18 protein-coding genes and 2 pseudogenes are annotated in these 20,145 nt (G+C 66.0%); 12 read left to right on the top strand and 8 right to left on the bottom strand.

Going from position 1 to position 20,145, the window contains the following annotated elements:
- The 5 genes from A9W99_RS27165 to A9W99_RS08865 form a co-directional block, all read left to right on the top strand.
- On the top strand, window positions 1-119 hold a 119-nt coding region (locus tag A9W99_RS27165; protein WP_253869694.1), incomplete at its 5' end, for a hypothetical protein.
- 97 nt (window positions 120-216) lie between these two features.
- Window positions 217-1,248, top strand: coding sequence for an ATP-dependent 6-phosphofructokinase (locus A9W99_RS08880; protein ID WP_067375885.1), 1,032 nt, complete (start codon window positions 217-219; stop codon window positions 1,246-1,248).
- A gap of 200 nt (window positions 1,249-1,448) precedes the next feature.
- A complete protein-coding gene (locus tag A9W99_RS08875) occupies window positions 1,449-2,486 on the top strand; it encodes a MinD/ParA family protein (RefSeq protein WP_156623022.1) in 1,038 nt (345 codons plus the stop codon).
- 50 nt (window positions 2,487-2,536) lie between these two features.
- On the top strand, window positions 2,537-4,045 hold the full coding sequence (gene gatB, locus A9W99_RS08870; RefSeq protein ID WP_067375897.1) for an Asp-tRNA(Asn)/Glu-tRNA(Gln) amidotransferase subunit GatB: 1,509 nt from the start codon (window positions 2,537-2,539) through the stop codon (window positions 4,043-4,045).
- Between the two features lie 8 nt (window positions 4,046-4,053).
- Window positions 4,054-4,539 carry a flavin reductase family protein gene (locus A9W99_RS08865; RefSeq protein WP_067375883.1) on the top strand — a complete coding sequence of 162 codons (486 nt, stop codon included), beginning with the start codon at window positions 4,054-4,056 and terminating at the stop codon, window positions 4,537-4,539.
- A gap of 13 nt (window positions 4,540-4,552) precedes the next feature.
- On the opposite strand, the gene A9W99_RS08860 is transcribed toward A9W99_RS08865, so the two are convergent.
- A complete protein-coding gene (locus A9W99_RS08860) occupies window positions 4,553-5,674 on the bottom strand; it encodes a PQQ-dependent sugar dehydrogenase (protein ID WP_067375881.1) in 1,122 nt (373 codons plus the stop codon).
- Window positions 5,675-5,887: 213 nt separating this feature from the next.
- Here A9W99_RS08860 and A9W99_RS08855 point away from each other — a divergent pair, with 213 nt between their 5' ends.
- Window positions 5,888-6,730 (top strand): DoxX family protein, encoded by an 843-nt coding sequence (locus A9W99_RS08855; RefSeq protein ID WP_067375879.1) that lies wholly within the window; start codon window positions 5,888-5,890, stop codon window positions 6,728-6,730.
- Window positions 6,731-6,736: 6 nt separating this feature from the next.
- Here A9W99_RS08855 and A9W99_RS08850 read toward each other — a convergent pair whose 3' ends face one another.
- Complete coding sequence (locus tag A9W99_RS08850; RefSeq protein ID WP_067375878.1) at window positions 6,737-7,114, bottom strand: PH domain-containing protein; 378 nt, start codon at window positions 7,112-7,114, stop codon at window positions 6,737-6,739.
- A gap of 291 nt (window positions 7,115-7,405) precedes the next feature.
- Between A9W99_RS08850 and A9W99_RS08845 the strand changes: the two genes are divergently transcribed.
- Genes A9W99_RS08845 through ilvC form a run of 3 tightly spaced genes read left to right on the top strand, consistent with a single transcriptional unit; the run spans window position 7,406 to window position 10,843 of the window.
- Window positions 7,406-9,274, top strand: coding sequence for an acetolactate synthase large subunit (locus A9W99_RS08845; RefSeq protein WP_067375876.1), 1,869 nt, complete (start codon window positions 7,406-7,408; stop codon window positions 9,272-9,274).
- Window positions 9,274-9,801 (top strand): acetolactate synthase small subunit, encoded by a 528-nt coding sequence (gene ilvN / locus A9W99_RS08840; protein ID WP_067375873.1) that lies wholly within the window; start codon window positions 9,274-9,276, stop codon window positions 9,799-9,801. The genes A9W99_RS08845 and ilvN overlap by 1 nt, the downstream gene beginning before the upstream one ends.
- A 40-nt stretch (window positions 9,802-9,841) precedes the next feature.
- On the top strand, window positions 9,842-10,843 hold the full coding sequence (gene ilvC / locus A9W99_RS08835; RefSeq protein ID WP_156623021.1) for a ketol-acid reductoisomerase: 1,002 nt from the start codon (window positions 9,842-9,844) through the stop codon (window positions 10,841-10,843).
- A gap of 68 nt (window positions 10,844-10,911) precedes the next feature.
- Here the strand turns inward: ilvC and wrbA are convergent, their stop codons facing one another.
- Genes wrbA through A9W99_RS08820 form a run of 3 tightly spaced genes read right to left on the bottom strand, consistent with a single transcriptional unit; the run spans window position 10,912 to window position 13,434 of the window.
- Window positions 10,912-11,511, bottom strand: coding sequence for an NAD(P)H:quinone oxidoreductase (gene wrbA, locus A9W99_RS08830; protein ID WP_067375869.1), 600 nt, complete (start codon window positions 11,509-11,511; stop codon window positions 10,912-10,914).
- Window positions 11,508-12,947 (bottom strand): NAD(P)/FAD-dependent oxidoreductase, encoded by a 1,440-nt coding sequence (locus A9W99_RS08825; RefSeq protein ID WP_067375867.1) that lies wholly within the window; start codon window positions 12,945-12,947, stop codon window positions 11,508-11,510. The genes wrbA and A9W99_RS08825 overlap by 4 nt, the downstream gene beginning before the upstream one ends.
- 25 nt (window positions 12,948-12,972) lie before the next feature.
- Window positions 12,973-13,434, bottom strand: coding sequence for a DUF4262 domain-containing protein (locus tag A9W99_RS08820; protein ID WP_082929919.1), 462 nt, complete (start codon window positions 13,432-13,434; stop codon window positions 12,973-12,975).
- Window positions 13,435-13,633: 199 nt separating this feature from the next.
- On the opposite strand from A9W99_RS08820, the gene serA reads away from it, so the two are divergent.
- Window positions 13,634-15,220 (top strand): phosphoglycerate dehydrogenase, encoded by a 1,587-nt coding sequence (gene serA, locus A9W99_RS08815; protein WP_067375863.1) that lies wholly within the window; start codon window positions 13,634-13,636, stop codon window positions 15,218-15,220.
- Window positions 15,217-16,227, top strand: coding sequence for a 3-isopropylmalate dehydrogenase (locus tag A9W99_RS08810; protein ID WP_067375861.1), 1,011 nt, complete (start codon window positions 15,217-15,219; stop codon window positions 16,225-16,227). The genes serA and A9W99_RS08810 overlap by 4 nt, the downstream gene beginning before the upstream one ends.
- 18 nt (window positions 16,228-16,245) lie before the next feature.
- Here the strand turns inward: A9W99_RS08810 and A9W99_RS08805 are convergent, their stop codons facing one another.
- Both A9W99_RS08805 and A9W99_RS08800 read right to left on the bottom strand, forming a co-directional pair.
- Window positions 16,246-18,255 carry a transposase gene (locus A9W99_RS08805; protein WP_067375859.1) on the bottom strand — a complete coding sequence of 670 codons (2,010 nt, stop codon included), beginning with the start codon at window positions 18,253-18,255 and terminating at the stop codon, window positions 16,246-16,248.
- 5 nt (window positions 18,256-18,260) lie between these two features.
- Window positions 18,261-18,545 carry an MFS transporter gene (locus A9W99_RS08800; RefSeq protein ID WP_067375857.1) on the bottom strand — a complete coding sequence of 95 codons (285 nt, stop codon included), beginning with the start codon at window positions 18,543-18,545 and terminating at the stop codon, window positions 18,261-18,263.
- 145 nt (window positions 18,546-18,690) lie between these two features.
- Between A9W99_RS08800 and A9W99_RS27160 the strand changes: the two are divergent.
- Window positions 18,691-18,843, top strand: a pseudogene (locus tag A9W99_RS27160) (3-isopropylmalate dehydrogenase); the annotation flags it as partial.
- A gap of 139 nt (window positions 18,844-18,982) precedes the next feature.
- Here A9W99_RS27160 and A9W99_RS08795 read toward each other — a convergent pair.
- Window positions 18,983-20,050, bottom strand: a pseudogene (locus A9W99_RS08795) (MFS transporter); the annotation flags it as partial.
- Window positions 20,051-20,145: the final 95 nt, after the last annotated feature.

Below are 20,145 nucleotides of genomic sequence, written 5' to 3'. Positions count from 1 at the left end.
CGGCCCACCCGGTGCCGGTGGGGCTGCAGATCATGGCTCCCGCGTTGGCCGACGACCGGCTCTACCGGGTGGGGGCGGCCGACGAGGCCGCCCGGGGTCCGCTGCCCTCGGCCGTTTAGGGTTCGCGAGCAGACGCAAAAACCCCTCAAGCCATGCCGTTTAGGGGGATTTTGCGTCTGCTCGCGCCACTGACTGGGCACAGGGCAAGATGAGGGCATGCGGATCGGAATTCTCACCGGAGGCGGCGACTGCCCTGGCCTCAACGCCGTCATCCGTGCGGTGGTGCGTACCTGCGATTCCCGGTACGGCTCCTCGGTGGTCGGATTCCAGGACGGCTGGCGGGGTTTGCTGGAGAACCGTCGTATGCAGCTGCGCAACGACGATCGCAACGACCGGCTGCTGGCCAAAGGCGGAACCATGCTGGGCACCGCCCGCGTGCACCCGGACAAGCTGCGAGCCGGACTCAACCAGATCAAGCAGACCCTGGACGACAACGGCATCGACGTGCTCATCCCGATCGGCGGCGAAGGCACGCTGACCGCCGCGCACTGGCTCTCCGAAGAAAACGTTCCTGTGGTCGGTGTGCCGAAGACGATCGACAACGACATCGACTGCACCGACGTGACTTTCGGCCACGACACCGCTCTCACGGTGGCCACCGACGCCATCGACCGACTGCACAGCACCGCGGAATCCCATCAACGGGTGATGCTGGTTGAGGTGATGGGCCGGCACGCCGGCTGGATCGCGCTGAACTCCGGGCTGGCGTCCGGCGCCCACATGACGCTGATACCCGAGCAGCCCTTCGACATCGAGGAAGTGTGCCGGCTGGTCAAACGGCGTTTCCAGCGCGGCGACTCGCATTTCATTTGTGTGGTCGCAGAGGGGGCCAAACCCGTTGCCGGCTCGATTCAGTTGCGGGAAGGCGGGATTGACGAATTCGGCCATGAGCGTTTCACCGGAGTGGCGGCTCAACTGGGTGCCGAGGTGGAGAAGCGGATCAATAAGGATGTCCGGGTGACCGTGCTGGGCCACGTCCAGCGCGGGGGCACGCCGACCGCGTACGACCGTGTGTTGGCCACCCGGTTTGGTGTCAACGCCGCCGACGCCGCCCATGCCGGCGAGTACGGCCAGATGGTGTCGCTGCGCGGTCAGGACATCGGCCGGGTGCCGCTGGCCGACGCGGTGCGCCAACTCAAGCTGGTGCCGCAAAGCCGCTACGACGACGCGGCCGCCTTCTTCGGCTGAACCCGTCGTATTGTGCTCGCGCGCAATAACTTCTTGTTCACCCACAATTTCGCGATGTGTGGCGGATAGGGGTTTTCTGTGCGCGTAAATCGGCTATCCCCCGGACCATGAGCGATTCTCGCCGAGTCGTTCAGCCGACGGATCGGTCAGTGAAGCCGATCGATCCGCGGGATAAGAGGCCGTCCGGACGCAGTTGGCGGATGAAGGCCGAATCCGAGGTTGCCACGGTGCCCCGGGGGTTATGGGGCCGGCAGCAGCCAGCACCTCCGTGGTTTCCGGCGCCAGTCCCGCCGTCCCGCATCGCGCCGGCGGCCGCGGCAGCCGGCAACGAACGGGCACCCGGCGGAACCGCGCTTGACTGGCCCGACCTGCGGCACGACGACCAAGGCAGATTCAGCTGGCGGGATTTGATCTACCGCCTTACCCACATTGATCTCGGTCCGAGCAAAGACGAGATCTACGAGCGTGGCCTGCGGGAACGCATCCGCACCGGGGCAGGAACCGCAGTTCCGATCGCCGTTTTGGGGCTCAAAGGTGGCGTAGGCAACACCACTGTGGTCGAGGCGCTCGGCTCGACCTTCGCCGACGTGCGCAACGACCGGATAATTGCTCTCGACCTCGACGCCGGGGATCTGGTCGCGCGACATGGTCGTCGTAGTGCCCGCACCCTGCCCGACCTGCTCGGCGACGCCGCGGTGACGCGGTACAGCGACGTGCGGGCACACACCTACATGAATACGTTCGGCTTGGAAGTGCTGGGTCTGCCCGACTATGCGCACACCGATTGGCGACCGGAGCGGCACGACGTCGTCAAAGCGTTTTCGATTCTGCGTGCCCACTATTCGGTCGTAATGGTCGACTGCGTCAAGGCGCTGAATTCCAGTGTGATGGAAGCGGTCTTGCCGGAGTCACGGGCGCTCGTGGTGGTGACCAGCCCCGCCATCGACGCGATCCGGAAAACCAGAACTGCGCTGGAGTGGTTGTGCAACAACGGATATCAGCGACTGATGCAATCGACGGTACTTGCCGTAAACCACGTAGAGCCGGGCAACATGAACACATTGGCCGCCAAGGAGCTCGAAGAATTGTCGGCTCGTGTCGCCGCCACAGTGGTGCTGCCGTTCGACCGGCATGTGCATGAGGGCAGAGAGATCGGCCTCGACCGGATGAGTAAGCGCAGCAGGCGCAGCTACCTGGAGCTGGCCGCGGCGCTGGCCGATACGTTCCCTGGCCGCTGAGCGCTTCGCCCGGCGAAGCCGCGCTCGCCATGGTCGTTAGGATCGAGCGCATGACGGTCACCACGGCGGAACTGCTGGACTACGACGAGGTCGTCGCGCGCTTTGACCCCGTACTAGGCCTCGAAGTGCACGTCGAACTCAACACCAGGACCAAAATGTTCTGCGGCTGCGCCACTGCTTTCGGCGCCGAACCCAACACCCAGGTGTGCCCGGTGTGCCTGGGCCTGCCCGGTTCGCTGCCGGTGCTCAACCGGGCCGCCGTCGAGTCGGCGATCCGCATCGGACTGGCGCTGAACTGCGAGATCGTGCCGTGGTGCCGCTTCGCCCGGAAGAACTACTTCTATCCCGACATGCCGAAGAACTATCAGATCTCACAGTACGACGAGCCGATTGCCATCAACGGCTACCTCGATGCGCCGTTGGAGGACGGCGCCACCTGGCGGGTAGAGATCGAACGGGCGCACATGGAGGAAGACACGGGCAAATTAACCCATCTGGGCAGTGAGACCGGCCGCATCGAAGGCGCCACGGCTTCCCTGATCGACTACAACCGTGCCGGTGTCCCGCTGATCGAAATCGTCACCAAACCCATTGTGGGGGCCGGAGAACGGGCGCCGCAGATTGCCCGCGCGTATGTGACGGCGTTGCGCGACCTGTTGCGCGCACTGGATGTATCCGACGTCCGGATGGACCAGGGCTCGATGCGCTGCGATGCTAACGTGTCGCTCAAGCCCAGCGGCGCAACCGAATTCGGTATTCGCACCGAAACCAAGAACGTCAACTCGCTGAAAAGTGTCGAGGTCGCGGTGCGTTACGAAATGCAGCGCCAGGCGGCGGTTCTCACCTCTGGCGGCCGGGTCATCCAGGAAACCAGACACTTTCACGAGTCCGGCTACACCAGCCCCGGCCGTGCCAAGGAGACCGCACAGGACTACCGGTATTTCCCCGAGCCGGATCTGGAACCCGTCGCCCCCAGCCGTGAACTCGTGGAGAAACTGCGCCAGACTATTCCGGAGCTACCGTGGTTGAGCCGCAAGCGGATTCAGCAGGAGTGGGGCGTCTCCGACGAGGTGATGCGCGATCTGGTCAACGCGGGTGCGGTCGAATTGGTCACCGCGACCGTCAAGCACGGAGCATCCAGTGAATCGGCGCGGGCCTGGTGGGGGAACTTCCTCGTGCAAAAGGCCAACGAGGCCGGCATCAGGCTGGACGAATTGGCCATCACCCCAGCGCAAGTCGCACAGGTGGTGGCACTCGTCGACAAGGGCAAGCTGTCCAACAAACTGGCCCGCGAGGTCGTAGCGGGCGTCCTGGCCGGGGAGGGCGAACCCGAGGAAGTGATGGCCGCCCGCGGCCTCGAGCTGGTACGTGACGACTCGGTGACGCAGGCCGCCGTCGACGAGGCGCTGGCCGCCAATCCCGATGTGGCAGAAAAGATTCGCGGCGGCAAGGTGGCCGCGGCGGGCGCGATCGTCGGTGCGGTCATGAAGGCCACCCGCGGCCAGGCCGATGCGGCACGGGTCCGCGAACTCGTGCTGGCCGCCTGCGGTCAGGGCTGACCGCAACAATGGACGAACCATTCGACGAATTGATGTCGATGCTGGACTATCCCATCTTCGTCGTGACAACTCGAGCCGACGATCACCCATCGGGCTGTCTGGTGGGTTTCGCCACGCAAACCAGCATCCGTCCGCCGCGATTTCTGGTCGGCATCTCCAAACGCAACCACACGTTCAAGGTGGCGGGCCGCTCCGGACACCTCGCGGTACACATCATGTCCCGCCAGCAGCATGACCTGGCCGAACTGTTCGGCGGGCAAACCGGTGATCGGATCAACAAATTCGACCGCTGCTCGTGGCACGCCGGCCCGGAAGACATGCCGATTCTGGACGATGCGCTCGCGTGGTTCGTCGGAAAGACATTGGAACGCATCGACGTCGGCGATCACGTCGGCTATCTGCTGGAGCCCGTCACTGTCTGGGCTTCGGAGAGCTCCGACGACCTGCTGCGCCTCTCCCACGTCGAAGACATCGAACCCGGCCACGAAGCCTGAGGGGCTGACCGGACTACGTCTTGTCGTCGTTGCTGCGCGGGAAGCCGCCGCCGGATGGGAACAGCGGGAACACCACGTCGTCGAGCTTTTCCGCGTCGCCGGCGGTCTTGTTGACGGTTGCGCCCCAGACGTTTCCGTCGGGTGACATCTTCAACGCCCACGCGTGTCCGTGGGTCTCCTTGCGCACGACGTCGGGATCACCGGTGACCGCACCCGTCGACTTTGCCAGCCGGACCGCCACCGTCAGCTTGGTGTTGATCAGGTTGACCAGCACCACTCCGTCCATCGCCGCGCACCCGGCCACGCCCGGCTTGTCCGGCCACGTCCACACCGTGGACACCTCGGACTTCTTGGTGATGCGCTGCAACCGGTCCGCCGTGGGGGTCCGGTCGAGTATGTACAGCGAGCCATCGACGGGGTCTGTGCATAGGCCGCCGCCCGAACCGACGCCGGACAGGGCCGTCGTCGGCGGGGCCTGACCTACGGTGGTCGGCTGCTCGATTCGCAGTACCTTGCCCGCCAGCGAGGCGGGATCTGCGGCCTGCGCCGGGTTGCCGGCATCTCCGGTCAGCACGACCAGCGTGGTGGGACTGGTGAAGATTAACGCTCCGGTGTTGCCGCTGGCGCCTTTCGGGATCCCGGTCAGGATGTCCTTCGGGATGTCGCCGTCCGCGATGCGGATCACCCGGTTGTCGGAGGGTGTGCTGATGTAGGCGTACATCAACCGGTCCTGCTTGTATGTCGGCGACCGCACGATGTCCATCAGGCCGCCGTCGCCGGACGGGTCGACGGGGATGACCATCTTCACCTTCGGCTCGGCGTTCAGGGAGATCTCCTTGATCGCGCCGGTTATGCGCTCTGCCACCAGCGCGGTTTTGCTGTCGATGCCCATGATCAAGCCGCTGGTGCTCTCCAGGCAGCCCTGCATGACCCCCGGTGCCGGACACGCCTTGGGGAACGGCGTGGCGGGCAGCGGCGGTGGCGGCGGAGGCGGAGAACTGGGCTGGGGCTTGAGTGCCGGGTTAGTGGTGAACGGCTGCGACTGGGCGTCGTTGAACCGCGCGCAGCCACTCAAGACCAGCACTGCCGTACACAGCGCCGCGAGTGCGCACCGCGCCGACCGCCGTATCCGCATGACCGACAGGCTACGGACTTTGCGGACGCCGCCGCCACATACCCGGGTAGGTGAGCCTTCGAAAGCCGTTGTACCGACGATTTCGTGCCCCGACAGGTGGTCAGGCTCACTTTGGGGCCGATCCGAACCGGCCGGCGGGCAAACTGCCGAATTGTCTGGTGAAGCGCCGCTCAAATCCCAGATTCAGGCCGATTTGCCCTTACCCTGGCACGGGTGACCAGTCAATCGCATGACTCGAGTTGGCGGCGGCCGGGTGACCTCCCCGAACCACTGCCGGGACGCCCTGCCTCGGCAAGTCTGGTTGACCCCGAGGACGACCTGACGCCCGTCGGTTTTCCGGGCGAATTCGGCACCACCACCGACCTGCCGGCATACCAGGCAGCTACTTCGGGCGGCCCCGTGCACAACCTGATGGACTCGCCGGAACCGCTGCCGTATGCGTTCCACCCGCCGCAGCCCGCCGGCGCTTTGGCAGCCGAGCCGGCCGCAATCGATCCGGAAACGGACCACGATCGCCAGCTCGACCTGGGGCGTCGCGGCACCCAGCATCTCGGGTTGCTGATACTTCGCGTCGGCCTGGGAGCGGTGCTGTTGGCACATGGGCTGCAGAAGCTGTTCGGCTGGTGGGGCGGTACCGGGATGACCGGATTCAAGAGTTCGCTGTCCGACGTCGGCTACCACCACGCCGACGTCCTGGCCTATGCGGGCGCCGGCGGCGAGATCGTCGCGGCCGCGCTGCTGGTGCTCGGTTTGTTCACCCCGGTCGCCGCCGCGGGAGCGTTGGCGTTCCTGGTCAACGGTTTGCTCGCCACCGTCTTGGTCAAGCCGCATTCGCACAATTTCTCGTTCTTCCTGCCCGATGGGCACGAATACCAGATCACGCTGATAGTCATCGCCGTGGCGGTGATTTTGTGTGGTCCTGGCCGCTATGGCCTCGACGCCGGCCGGGGCTGGGCGTATCGGCCGTTCATCGGGTCGTTCGCGGCGCTGCTGGGCGGTATCGGTGCAGGTGTAGCAGCGTGGATGCTGCTCACCGGGGTCAACCCGCTCGGCTGACCTCGGTCACGCATACGGGTTGGGCACCCTGCCCGAGCTGACGTCGGTCAACCGGGGCAGCGTTGAGAAGGTGACGGCGGGCAGTCGTAACTCTGCACCGCTCTTCAGACGGGCACGCGCCCAGGACCCTTTGCTGAAGCGCAGCCCGTCGATATCGTCCCAGCTCACGGTCTGCTGCCCTAGCAGTTTCCGCACGGTCACACCGTGCTCGTCGGCGACGGTGCGCAGCCGGACGATCAACGTGGACAACACCACCGGGATCACGAGTAGCGGCGCGCTCGGTGGCCAGGCCAGCACCGGCACCAGCAGGCCGAGGGTGAAGAATCCGACGGCCAGGTGCGCGATCGGCGACACCCGCAGCACTACTGGCGATTCCGTAGCCACCCTCGCATCATTCCATCGCCGGATTTGGACGCTCTCCGATGCCGGGTGCGCGGCACCGGATTTGACGGCTGAGCTGTGCGAAGGCTACCGTCGGACGCTATGGATACCGCCGGAAAGCCCGGAATGCTCGTAGTAATTGGTCGGCGCGTTGGTAGCTGACCAGCACTTCAGCATTTGAAGCGATCCAGCACCAACGCGCAACCCTCGCTCAGCAGCGAGGGTTTTTTGTTGCTTCGGCAATGAAACTTCCCAGAGGAAACCAGGATTAGGACCAAGAGGACGAAGAGGACAGTGAGCGCACCCACCAAGCCACACTCCCAGCCGCCGGGAGCCAATGGCGTGCCAGGCCAGGGCAAACCGGCCGCCAAAGCCGCGGTCTCACCCAAACGCGTTGCACCCGAACAACTTACCGGTGCGCAGGCGGTCATCCGGTCGCTGGAGGAACTCGACGTCGACGTCATCTTCGGCATTCCCGGCGGTGCCGTGCTGCCGGTGTATGACCCGCTGTTCGACTCGCGGAAGCTGCGCCACGTGCTGGTGCGCCACGAGCAGGGCGCCGGTCACGCCGCCAGCGGCTACGCGCATGTCACCGGCAGGGTGGGCGTGTGCATGGCGACCTCGGGACCCGGTGCCACCAACCTGGTGACCCCGCTGGCCGATGCGCAGATGGACTCGGTGCCGGTGGTCGCCATCACGGGCCAGGTCGGGCGCGGTCTGATCGGGACCGACGCCTTCCAGGAGGCCGACATCTCGGGCATCACGATGCCGATCACCAAGCACAACTTCCTGGTCCGCTCCGGCGACGAGATTCCCCGCGTCATTGCCGAGGCCTTTCACATCGCGGCGACGGGCCGACCCGGCGCGGTGCTCGTCGACATCCCGAAGGACGTGCTGCAGGGCCAGTGCACTTTCAGCTGGCCGCCACGCATGGACCTGCCCGGCTACAAGCCGAACACCAGGCCGCACAGCCGCCAGATCCGTGAGGCGGCCAAGCTGATCGCCGCCGCGCGCAAACCGGTGCTCTACGTCGGCGGCGGCGTCATCCGCGGCGAGGCCACCGAGCAGCTGGCCGAACTGGCCGAACTGACCGGCATCCCGGTGGTGACCACGCTGATGGCGCGCGGCGCGTTTCCGGACAGCCATCGACAGAACCTGGGCATGCCAGGCATGCACGGCACGGTGGCCGCGGTGGCGGCGCTGCAGCGCAGCGACCTGCTGATCGCGCTGGGCACCCGATTCGACGACCGGGTGACCGGCAGGCTCGACTCGTTCGCGCCCGAGGCCAAGGTCATCCACGCCGACATCGACCCCGCCGAAATCGGCAAGAACCGGCACGCCGACGTGCCGATTGTCGGCGATGTCAAGGCCGTCATGACCGATCTGAGTGCGATGCTGCAGCACTACCGGGACGCCGGCTCACCAGCACAACCGGAGATGACCGAATGGTGGGCATATCTGGAGAGCGTCCGCGCCACCTATCCGCTCAGCTACGGCCCGCAGAGCGACGGCAGCCTGAGCCCGGAATACGTCATCGAAAAATTGGGTGAAATCGCCGGCCCGGACGCCGTCTACGTCGCCGGTGTCGGCCAGCACCAGATGTGGGCGGCGCAGTTCATCAAGTACGAAAACCCGCGCACCTGGCTGAATTCCGGCGGGCTGGGCACCATGGGGTTCGCCATCCCGGCGGCCATGGGCGCCAAGCTCGCCCGCCCGGACGCCGAGGTGTGGGCCATCGACGGTGACGGCTGCTTCCAGATGACCAACCAGGAGCTGGCCACATGCGCCATCGAGGGCGCACCGATCAAGGTGGCGCTGATCAACAACGGCAACCTCGGCATGGTGCGCCAGTGGCAGAGCCTGTTCTATCAGGAGCGCTACTCGCAGACCGACCTCGCCACGCACTCGCACCGCATCCCCGACTTCGTCAAGCTGGCCGAGGCGCTGGGCTGTGTCGGATTGCGTTGTGAGCGTGAGGAAGACGTCGTCGACGTCATCAACCAGGCACGCGCGATCAACGACCGCCCGGTGGTGATCGACTTCATCGTCGGCGCCGACGCGCAGGTGTGGCCGATGGTGGCCGCCGGAACCAGCAACGACGAGATCCAGGCCGCCCGCGGCATCCGCCCACTATTCGACGACATCACCGAAGGCCACGCCTGATGATCACTGGATTTTCCAAGACGCACACGCTGTCTGTGCTGGTGGAGGACAAGCCGGGTGTTCTCGCCCGGGTTGCGGCGCTGTTCTCGCGGCGCGGTTTCAACATCGAGTCGTTGGCGGTGGGCGGCACGGAGCAAAAGGACATGTCGCGGATGACCATCGTGGTCTCCGCCGAGCAGACTCCGCTCGAGCAGATCACCAAGCAGCTCAACAAGCTGATCAACGTCATCAAGATCGTCGAGCAGGACGACGACAACTCGGTGTCCCGCGAGCTGATGCTGATCAAGGTGCGTGCCGACGCCGGCTCCCGTAGCCAGGTGATCGAGGCAGTAAATCTCTTTCGCGCCAACGTGATTGACGTTTCTCCGGACTCGCTGACCGTCGAGGCGACCGGCAATCGCGGCAAGCTCGAAGCGCTGCTGCGAGTATTGGAGCCTTTCGGCATCCGCGAAATCGCCCAATCCGGCATGGTGGCCTTGTCCCGCGGCCCGCGCGGTTTGGGCAATCAGGCCAACGCGAAGCAATAGACAGTAATAGACAAGGAGAGATGCAGCAGTGTCACTAGAGATGTTCTACGACGACGATGCGGACCTGTCGATCATCCAGGGCCGCAAGGTCGGCGTGATCGGCTACGGCAGTCAAGGGCACGCGCACTCGTTGAGCCTGCGCGACTCCGGTGTGCAGGTGCGCGTCGGACTCAAGGAGGGTTCCAAGTCGCGGCCGAAGGTCGAGGAGCAGGGCCTGGACGTCGATACCCCCGCCGAGGTCGCCAAGTGGGCCGACGTGATCATGCTGCTGGCCCCCGACACCGCGCAGGCCGACATTTTCAAGAACGACATCGAGCCCAACCTAAAGGCCGGCGACGCATTGTTTTTCGGTCACGGCCTCAACATCCACTTCGACCTGATCAAGCCGCCTTCCGACGTCACCGTCGCGATGGTCGCGCCCAAGGGACCCGGCCACCTGGTGCGTCGCCAGTTCGTCGACGGCAAGGGCGTGCCGTGTCTGATCGCCGTCGACCAGGACCCCACCGGCAGCGGTGAGGCGTTGGCGCTTTCGTACGCCAAGGCCATCGGGGGCACCCGCGCCGGTGTCATCAAGACCACGTTCAAGGACGAGACCGAAACCGACCTGTTCGGTGAGCAGGCCGTATTATGCGGTGGCACAGAGGAATTGGTGAAGGCTGGTTTCGATGTGATGGTCGAGGCGGGCTACCCGCCGGAGATGGCCTACTTCGAGGTGCTACACGAGCTCAAGCTGATCGTCGACCTGATGTACGAAGGCGGCATCGCCCGGATGAACTACTCGGTGTCCGACACCGCGGAATTCGGCGGCTACCTGTCCGGTCCGCGGGTCATCGATGCCGACACCAAGGAGCGGATGCGCGCCATCCTGCGTGACATCCAGGACGGTAGCTTCGTCAAGAAGCTGGTGGCCAACGTCGACGGCGGCAACAAGCAACTCGAGCAGCTGCGCAAGGAGAACGCCGAGCACCCCATCGAGGTCACCGGCAAGAAGCTGCGCGATCTGATGAGCTGGGTGGACCGCCCCATCACCGAGACTGCTTGATCTCCCGGCGAGCAGACGCAAAATCCCCTATTTCTTCGGCGTGTCGGGTGATTTTGCGTCTGTTCGCGCTACCGCGTAAGTCGGTCGGCGACCGAAACCACCCGGCGCGCCAAATGGTCGAGAGCGTCGGCGGTGGCGTCATCGAATTCGGTGATGTTGTCGTGAGTGGAGACCAGGCTCGCGCCGTAGGGGTTGCCGTCGACGAACTTGAGCGGTTCGGTGTATCCCGGCGGCACGATGATTCCGCCGAAATGCATCAACGTGATGTACAGCGTGAGCAGGGTGGTCTCCTGGCCGCCGTGCAGCGTGTTGGACGACGTGAACGCCGCATACACCTTGTCGGCGAGTTTGCCTTCGGCCCAAAGTCCACCCAGCGAGTCGAGAAAACCGCGCAATTGCGATGCGGCGCCGCCGAATCGGGTGGGTGAGCCGAAGATCACCGCGTCGGCCCACACGATATCCTCCGCGGTGGCCGTGGGCAGATCTTTGGTGGCTTCGTAATTCGCCGTCCAAGCGGGATTCTTCGCGAACGACGCCGGGTCGCGGGTTTCGGCGACGTGCCGTACCCGGACTTCGGCGCCGGCCGCCTCGGCCGCCGCAGCGACGCGCTTTGCCATCGAGGTGTTATGGCCGGTGGCCGAGTAGTAGATGATCGCAAGTTTCGTCACGGTGCCATGGTAGGCAAGTCAGTAATGCCGAATTCGCGGCCCAACAGAGTACGCGCCGCGTAGTAACCCGCCATCCCATGCACGCCGCCGCCGGGCGGGGTGGCTGCCGAACACAGATACACCCTCGGCATCGGTGTGCTCCAAGGGTTTAGCCGCAAAGTGGGACCGGCGATCGCGCGCCACGCGTTGTTTCCGCCCACCCCGATGTCGCCGCCCACATAGTTGGCATTGTGGTCGGACATCCGAGCGGCGGGCACCGCGCGCGCTGCCACCACGACGTCGCGGAAGCCCGGCGCGAACCGCTCGACGACTCCGGTCACCGCCTCGGTAGGGTCGAGCGGAGAACCCGACGGCACATGGGCGTAAGTCCAGAACGGGCGACGGCCTTGGCTGTCTATCCGGCCGGGGTCGCACACATGCGGTGACGACGCCAGCACCATGGGCCACTCGGCGTGCCGTCCGGCCGCGATGTCCGCCTCGGCGCGCGCCATCTGCTCGCGGGTGCCGCCCAAATGAAAGGTCGGTACCTGCCGCAGCCTTTGGTCCGACCAAGGAATGTCGTCGTTGAGCACGAAGTCCACCTTCGCGACGCCGGGCCCAAAACGATACCGGCGCAACGCTTTGGCATACCTGGGCGGAAGCGCGTCACGGTAAATCTGCAGCAGCGCGGTGGGTGCGGTGTCGAACACGACGACCGAGCCAGGCGGTCCCGGCGGCGAGGTGACGTCGACGCCGGTGGTCAGCGCACCGCCGTGGTCGCGCAGGTCGGCGATAAGTGCGTCGCTGATCGCGCGGGTCCCGCCCACCGGAATGGGCCAGCCAACCGCATGGGCGAGGACGGCCAGCATCAAACCGGCGCCGGCTGCCGCCATCGACGGCATCCGTGAAATCACATGGGCGGCAACACCAGTGAACAAGGCGCGGGCGTCCTCGCCGGCCAGTGTCCGCCACGCAGGTGTGCCTTGGGACAGGGTCGCCAGCCCGAGGCGCAGGGCGGGCAGTACCGAACTGGGCACCGAACGCTTGTCGCCCAGCAGCAATCCGACGACCGCTTGCCAATCGGTCACCAACGGGCCGAGCAGACGTCGCCAGGACGCGCCGTCGGTCAATTCGGCGCAGGTGCGTTCGATGTCGAGGTATGCGATTGCCGCCGGCCGGTCTGGCAGGGGGTTGGCATAGGCGATCTCGGGTACCGCGAGCTGCACGCCGCGTGCGGCCAGGTCGAACTCCGCAAAGAACGGAGACGCCAACGCCAATGGGTGAACCGCAGAACAGATGTCGTGTGAAACACCGGGAAATTCGACGTCGGCGGCGGTACGGGCGCCACCACCAAACGTCGGCTGGGCTTCGAGCACCTGAACCTTCAGTCCGGCACGGGCGCAGATTACGGCTGTGGCGAGCCCGTTGGGCCCGCTGCCCACGACGGTGACGTCCATCCCGTGATGGTAGGAGACCGGCAGGCTACGCGGTCAGGTCGGGACGCACCCCGAGCACCGGTTGCCGGACCCCACCGTTGGCGAATTCCGGGCACCACGGCCGGTGGCCACTGTCATCGGCCCACACCAGCTGCAGCGCGTGCAACTCTGGGCCGTAAAACGCCACCGCCACGTTCATATGCACCTCGGGATGCTCCACCTGCACGACCGCCAGCAACGGGCCATCAGGTATCGAGATCCATTCGCCCGGCACTTGTCGTCCGCCATCCATCAGATACGCGGCGACCGTGTTGAGCAGCCGGGCTGCCGACTGCGGCGCCAGGCCCGTCACCAACAGTTCGGGCAACCCTCGTTCGTGCAAGCCGACCGTGTAGGCGTAGGGCGCGTAGTCACTCTCTACGTATTGCACCGCCCAACCGTGTTTTGACTTTGTTTTCTCAATCTCCGCGAGAAACTCGTCAACGGTGCTCCCGGGGTGATCGCACATCCAGCACATGCGTGCCGTCCCTTCTTTCGTCGCATTACTGTCACCATGCACCCGTGCACCGACAACCCCAGCCCGCTGCGCCCGGCTGCGCCGCGCTGGCGATCGCCACGGCCGCGCTCGCGATCCCCGCGCGCTGTGATGGCGGGGACCCGCTTCGCCCGGCTCCGCCGCGCTCGCGATCCCCGACTACGCTGTCGGCGTGAACTTGCCTGTTGTGTTAATCGCCGACAAACTCGCCCAATCGACCGTCGCAGCCCTGGGAGACCAGGTCGAGGTGCGCTGGGTCGACGGCCCCGACCGGGAGAAGCTGCTGGCTGCGGTGCCTGAGGCCGACGCGCTGCTGGTGCGGTCGGCCACCACGGTCGACGCCGAGGTGCTGGCAGCCGCCCCCAAGCTGAAGATCGTCGCCCGCGCCGGAGTGGGGCTGGACAACGTCGACGTGGACGCAGCCACCGCCCGCGGCGTGCTGGTGGTCAACGCCCCCACGTCGAACATTCACAGCGCCGCCGAGCACGCGCTGGCGCTGCTGCTGGCCGCATCGCGGCAGATTCCGGCGGCCGATGCCACGCTGCGGGAGCGCACCTGGAAGCGGTCGTCCTTCTCGGGCACCGAGATTTTCGGCAAGACCGTCGGTGTCGTGGGCTTGGGCCGGATCGGGCAACTGGTCGCTCAGCGGATCGCGGCCTTCGGCGCCCACGTCGTCGCTTACGACCCCTATGTGGCACCTGCGCGGGCCGCGCAGCTCGGGATCGAACTGCTGTCCCTCGACGAGCTGCTGGGCAGGGCCGACTTCATCTCTGTGCATCTGCCGAAGACACCTGAGACCGCGGGTCTGATCGACAAAGAAGCGTTGGCCAAGACCAAGCCCGGCGTGATCATCATCAACGCCGCGCGCGGCGGCCTGGTGGACGAGGCGGCGCTGGCCGAAGCGATACGCAGCGGACATGTCCGCGCCGCCGGCCTCGATGTGTTCGCCACCGAACCCTGCACTGACAGCCCGCTGTTCGAGCTGCCGCAGGTGGTCGTCACACCGCATCTGGGCGCATCCACCGCTGAGGCTCAGGACCGCGCCGGCACCGACGTGGCAGAGAGTGTGCGGTTGGCGCTCGCGGGGGAGTTCGTGCCCGATGCGGTAAACATTGGCGGCGGGGTCGTCAACGAAGAGGTAGCGCCCTGGCTGGACCTGGTCCGCAAGCTCGGGGTGCTCGCCGCGGCGCTGTCCGACGAGTTGCCGGCGTCGCTACAAGTGCAAGTCTGCGGTGAGCTGGCTGCCGAAGACGTTGAGGTGCTGAAGCTTTCGGCTTTGCGCGGTCTGTTCTCGGCGGTAATCGAGGATGCCGTGACATTCGTCAACGCGCCGGCGCTGGCCGCCGAGCGTGGGGTGTCCGCCGAGATCACCAAGGCTTCCGAAAGCCCCAACCACCGCAGCGTTGTCGATGTGCGGGCGGTCGGTGCCGACGGCTCGGTCGTCAACGTGGCCGGCACGCTGTCCGGGCCGCAGCAGGTGCAAAAGATCGTGCAGATCAACGGCCGCAACTTCGATCTGCGGGCTCAGGGGACCAACCTGGTGATCAACTACGCCGACCAGCCCGGAGCGTTGGGCAAGATCGGCACCCTGCTCGGGGCGGCCGGCGTCAACATTCAAGCTGCGCAGCTCTCCGAGGACACCGAGGGACCAAGCGCGACCATCCTGCTGCGGCTCGACCAGGATGTGCCCGCCGACGTGCGTTCGGCGATCAGCGCGGCGGTCGGCGCCAACATGCTTGAAGTGGTTGATCTTTCGTGAAGCTCGCCGTTATCCCCGGCGACGGGATCGGCCCCGAAGTCGTGGCCGAGGCGGTCAAGGTGCTCGATGCGGTCCGGCCGGGAGTCGAGAAGACCGGCTATGACCTTGGCGCTCGCCGCTATCACGCGACTGGCGAGGTATTGCCCGAGTCGGTGGTCGGCGAGCTGCGCGAGCACGATGCCATCCTGCTCGGCGCGATCGGTGACCCGTCGGTTCCCAGTGGCGTCCTGGAGCGAGGTCTGTTGCTGCGCCTGCGATTCGAGCTCGATCACCATGTCAACCTTCGTCCCGGCCGGTTGTACCCCGGGGTGAGCAGTCCGCTCGCCGGCAATCCGGAAATCGATTTCGTGGTGGTGCGCGAGGGCACCGAAGGCCCATACACCGGCAATGGCGGCGCAATTCGCATCGGAACGCCCAACGAAGTCGCGACCGAGGTCAGCGTGAATACCGCGTTCGGTGTGCGTCGGGTGGTGGCCGACGCGTTTGAAAGGGCCCAGCGGCGTCGCAAACATCTGACGTTGGTGCACAAGACAAATGTGTTGAGCTTCGCCGGCAAGCTGTGGGCGCGCATCGTCGCCGAGGTCGGCGAAGAATATCCCGATGTCGAGGTGGCGTATCAACACGTCGACGCCGCAACCATTTTCCTGGTAACCGACCCCGGACGGTTCGATGTGATCGTCACCGACAACCTGTTCGGCGACATCATCACCGACTTGGCCGCCGCGGTGTGCGGCGGTATCGGGTTGGCCGCCAGTGGAAATATCGACGCGACCCGGACCAATCCGTCGATGTTCGAGCCGGTGCACGGCAGCGCGCCAGATATCGCCGGTCAGGGGATCGCGGATCCGACCGCGGCGATCATGTCGGTGGCGCTGCTGCTGGCCCATCTTGGCGAGGAAGAGGCGGCGGCTCGGGTGGATCGGGCTGTCGAGACCTATTTGGCAAGTCGCGGGAACGAACGGCTTGCCACCGGCGCCATCGGCGAACGGATTGCAGCCGCGCTCTAAGAGTTGACCCGTAATGGGTCATGCAGCGCCAGTCAGCTTGGGGGCTGGTTGTTTTCGGCTGGTCCCGCGACGTCCAGGCTTTTGGCTTGATCTGTTCGGGGGTGGGCCGAGTGCTGCTTGTTCAGCAGGGGCCACTAGGTGGTGGCTGCCGGTCCTGGCCGCTTTCGCACCATCGGGTGATGGGGGTGGCTGGTGCCGGTTGACTGAACCCTCCCACTCTTGCTGGGAGGCCTCCCACCCCTGTCTGAGGGTGTGGGCAAGCTGGTAGTCGACGCGTGCGGTGCGCGGATCATCCGGGTCGGCAAATCTGACGCAGGCCGCTAAGGCGGCCGAGACGAGGTCACGATCCCCACGCAGCCCGCAGTGGGGGCAGTCATGGGTGCGCACGGCCAGGGTCTTAGGCACCCGCGCCCCGCAGAGGCAGTGCTGGGACAGCGCGGTGGATCCGGTGCCCGCACGCGGCAGGGCACCGCCGGTGGCGCGGCATTCGCGGGACAGTGCGGCCACCAGGATGCCAGGGCTGAACAGGGCAATCCGTTTGCCCCACAACCTCGCCCAAGTGCTGATATTGGTGTATTCAACAGTGAGGGTGTGGCCGTGGGCGGCCACGATCCGTCCGGCAACTGCGGTGGCGCGGGCCTGTTTGGCCTGACTGGCGCGCCGCGTCGCGGCGGCGTGATCGGCGCGGGTGCGCTGGTAGGCGCCCGAGAGCGTGTCGTGGCGGTAGGCGACCAGCGGCGCCCCATCGGGGCGGGCATGCCGCGCCCCAGCCGGGTTGAGCAGCTGTTTGGCGGGCAGTCCTTGGTCGGCGCGGCGCTGTGCGCGCTGGTGCTGGCGCACCGAGGGTCCGTACTGCTCGGCGTTGGTGTTGCGTCGCGAGCGGTCCAATGCTTTCTGGCGGGCCCGGGCTTTCTTGGCCGCCCGCGCCGCGGTGTTCTGTTGCTCAGCGGTGCAGGCGATCCGCTCGACCACCAGCCGGTCGGGCTCATCGACCGGGAATGATGCGACTGACAGGTTGGACACATTGGCATCCACCCCGGCATGCCGGGCGGCGGGGATCTGGGCGCGGCGAGCTCGGGTGGTCGGTGATTGATACCCGCCCCGATGGACCAACAGATGCGCGTAGTAGCGCCAGCCGCCCGGGGCTTTGCGGTCACGCACTCGCACCAAATCGATCTTGTGCCAGATGTCCCGGTTAACCAGGAAATGGGCCAGGTAGGCCCACTGGCCAGCGCCGTGCGGTAGCCGAACCGGCAGGACCAGATCCCCAGCGGGGAGCCCGGTGAACACCACCGCCAACGCGCCGCTGTGTTCCCACCATCTGCCGCCCGCTGGACGCGCCGGCGCCGGTAGCTGGGCGGGTTGGGCAAGGATCGAGGAGCCCGCCGGCTGGCCGGCCGCCGCAGCGGCGGTGCCGATCTCGTTCGCCAAGGCGGGGTGCCGATAGGTGTTCAGATGTCCGTCCACTGTGCCGGCCAGCCGGTAGGTCTCCCAGGTGGGCGTGGCCTTGGTGTGCGAGCGCGCCCGGCCGGGGATACGAGTGAACTGCCGCCACGACCCGACCCGCGGCGGGCCGTGGCGGCGCCCTGAAGCGTCGGGGAACAGGTGCCGCTCGATGGTTTGCCACACTTCGTCGGCCACGTGCAGGCCGATGGCCTTGGTCAGGTGATTACGCATCCACCCGCTGGCTTCGATATGGGCCTTCGCCGCGGCCTCAATGCCTTTGCGGGTCAACCCCAGCCGCTCCCGCAGCGCCTTGGGATCGATCGCGCGTTCATTGTGGGCCACCCAGTAGGCGCGGCAGCGATTGGCGGCGTCGCGTTGCAAAGCCCGCCGCAGCCGAAACACCGCATCCCACTGCCGCTCCACGCGCCGGCGAACCATTGGGTCATTGGCGTCGAGCTCGAGGCGGATCGCCGACACGACCCCTTCGTACCGGAAATTCGGGGCTCTCGACTTACCCCGGCGCCGCGGTCCCACCACACCATCGCTGATAGCGGGGGTGGTGTCGGTGCCGACAGCTGCCATGGGGCTTATGCAACCATCAGCCACCGACACCGACCTGCAACCAGCTGCGCACCGACCTGACCGATCGGGCACTGGCGGCACCGTGCCAGCATCGACTCATTCACCGAAGCCGCGAAAAAGGCCGCCGTGGCGGTGACGGCCAGTCCCAAGGTGAGTACGATCCGTTCGCCGACGAGGTCCAGCACATAGCCCCAGCCGATCAGGGTGATGACCATGCCGAAGCTAGGCATGGCCGAAAGCAGCGCGGCTTCGGCCAGACTGATACCACGCACGTCGTTCAGTACGGGCATCAGAAAAGCTATGCCGTTGATGAAGACCCGTGGCGCACAACGTCGCTATTAGCGCGACCGCGAGCATGGACCAGGGTCGCGTCGATGTTGTCTGCATCTGTCGGTAGTTCTGATTGGATCGTTGCTGCGAATATCCGCGACCGGCGCGGCGATCATGTCGGTGGCGTTGCTGCTGGCCCATCTTGGCGAGGACGAGGCGGCTGCCCGGGTGGATCGGGCGGTCGAGACCTATCCGGCAAGTCGCGGGGACGAACGGCTAGCCACAACCGCCATCGGCGAACGGATTGCAGCCGCGCTCTGGTTTCCAAACCGGGCGGAAGCAGGCGAACCGGCACCAATGGCACCCCGATCAGCGGGAACAACCCGCACAGTATCCACGCCGGAGGATACTTCGCGGCGCTGATCAAGACGCCGAACAGTGGAGCACCGGCGCCGAATATCAGCCGCTGCGTGGTGTTCTGGATGCCTAGCGCGCGACCGCTCCAGAACGGCCCGGCGAATTCGGTGATAGCCGTCGCCTCCAACCCGTTGTCCAGCACCGCGATCACCGCGACGGCGACCATCAGCGGCGCCTGGTAACTCGAATTCAGGTAGTCAGACCAGGCCAACAGAAACAGGGTCAAAGCGGCGGTGGCGGCGATGATTGCCACCGGCCGCATCCGCGATCCGATCCGATCCGACCAGCGGCCTACCATGATGCGTCCCAGCGCACCGAGCATTTGCGACAGGGTGACCAAACCGGCTGCGGCAGCGACCGACCAATGAAGGTTGTTGACCAGCCAGACGAACATGAACGTCGCGGTCACCGTCTGCGGCATCATCAGCAGCGCCGATACAGCGTGGATTCGCCACAGCACCGAGGACCCGCGATAGGGAGTGGCCAGTTCCTGTTCGGTGGCCGTCTTGCGGGACTTGCGCGAGGGGTCGTGGACGCCGATGAGGCTGGCCACCGCGGCCACGGTGCACGCGACGGCGGGAAACATCAGTCCCGCGTGCGGGCGGCTTTCGGCCAGCTCGGGTATGGCGAAGGCGCCCAAGGCAATCCCCAGCGGCTGGGCTGTCTGCCGGATTCCCATCGCCAGGCCGCGTTGGTGCGGCGGGAACCAGCCGGACACCAGCCTGCCGCCCGCGCTGTTGCAACTGGCCGCGGCCATGCCGCCAAGAAACAGAAAGACGGCGAACAACACCTGTGAATGCACCGACGCCGCGGCGTAAGCCGCAGCCGCGGTCAGCGCGGAGCCCGCCGTCATCACGATTCGCTCACCGACGCGGTCCAGGATGTAGCCCCAGGCGACCAGCGTGACCACCATGCCCCAGGTGGGCATCGACGACAACAGACTCGCTTGGGTCAGTGGCGTCCCTCGCTCGGACTCCAGGGCCGGGATTAGGAAAGCGACACCGTTAATGAACGAGAACGAACTCGCCGTCACCCCCAGCGACACGACCAGGATTAACCAGCGTCCGCCCGTGCTCAGTGGGCCCGTGGCGATCGGGTCCTTCGGCATCCGCTCATGCTCGCATGTCGTGCGCGCTGCTGAAAGACGACATCTGGCAAGGGGCAGCTGTATCGAATGTGAGTGGTCCGCTGCGCCCGGCTTCG

Origin of the sequence: Mycobacterium sp. 1164966.3, assembly GCF_001665395.1 — a bacterium.
Taxonomy (GTDB): domain Bacteria; phylum Actinomycetota; class Actinomycetes; order Mycobacteriales; family Mycobacteriaceae; genus Mycobacterium.
Note: the sequence above shows the minus strand (reverse complement) of the source record. Positions and strands in the feature narration are given on the sequence as shown.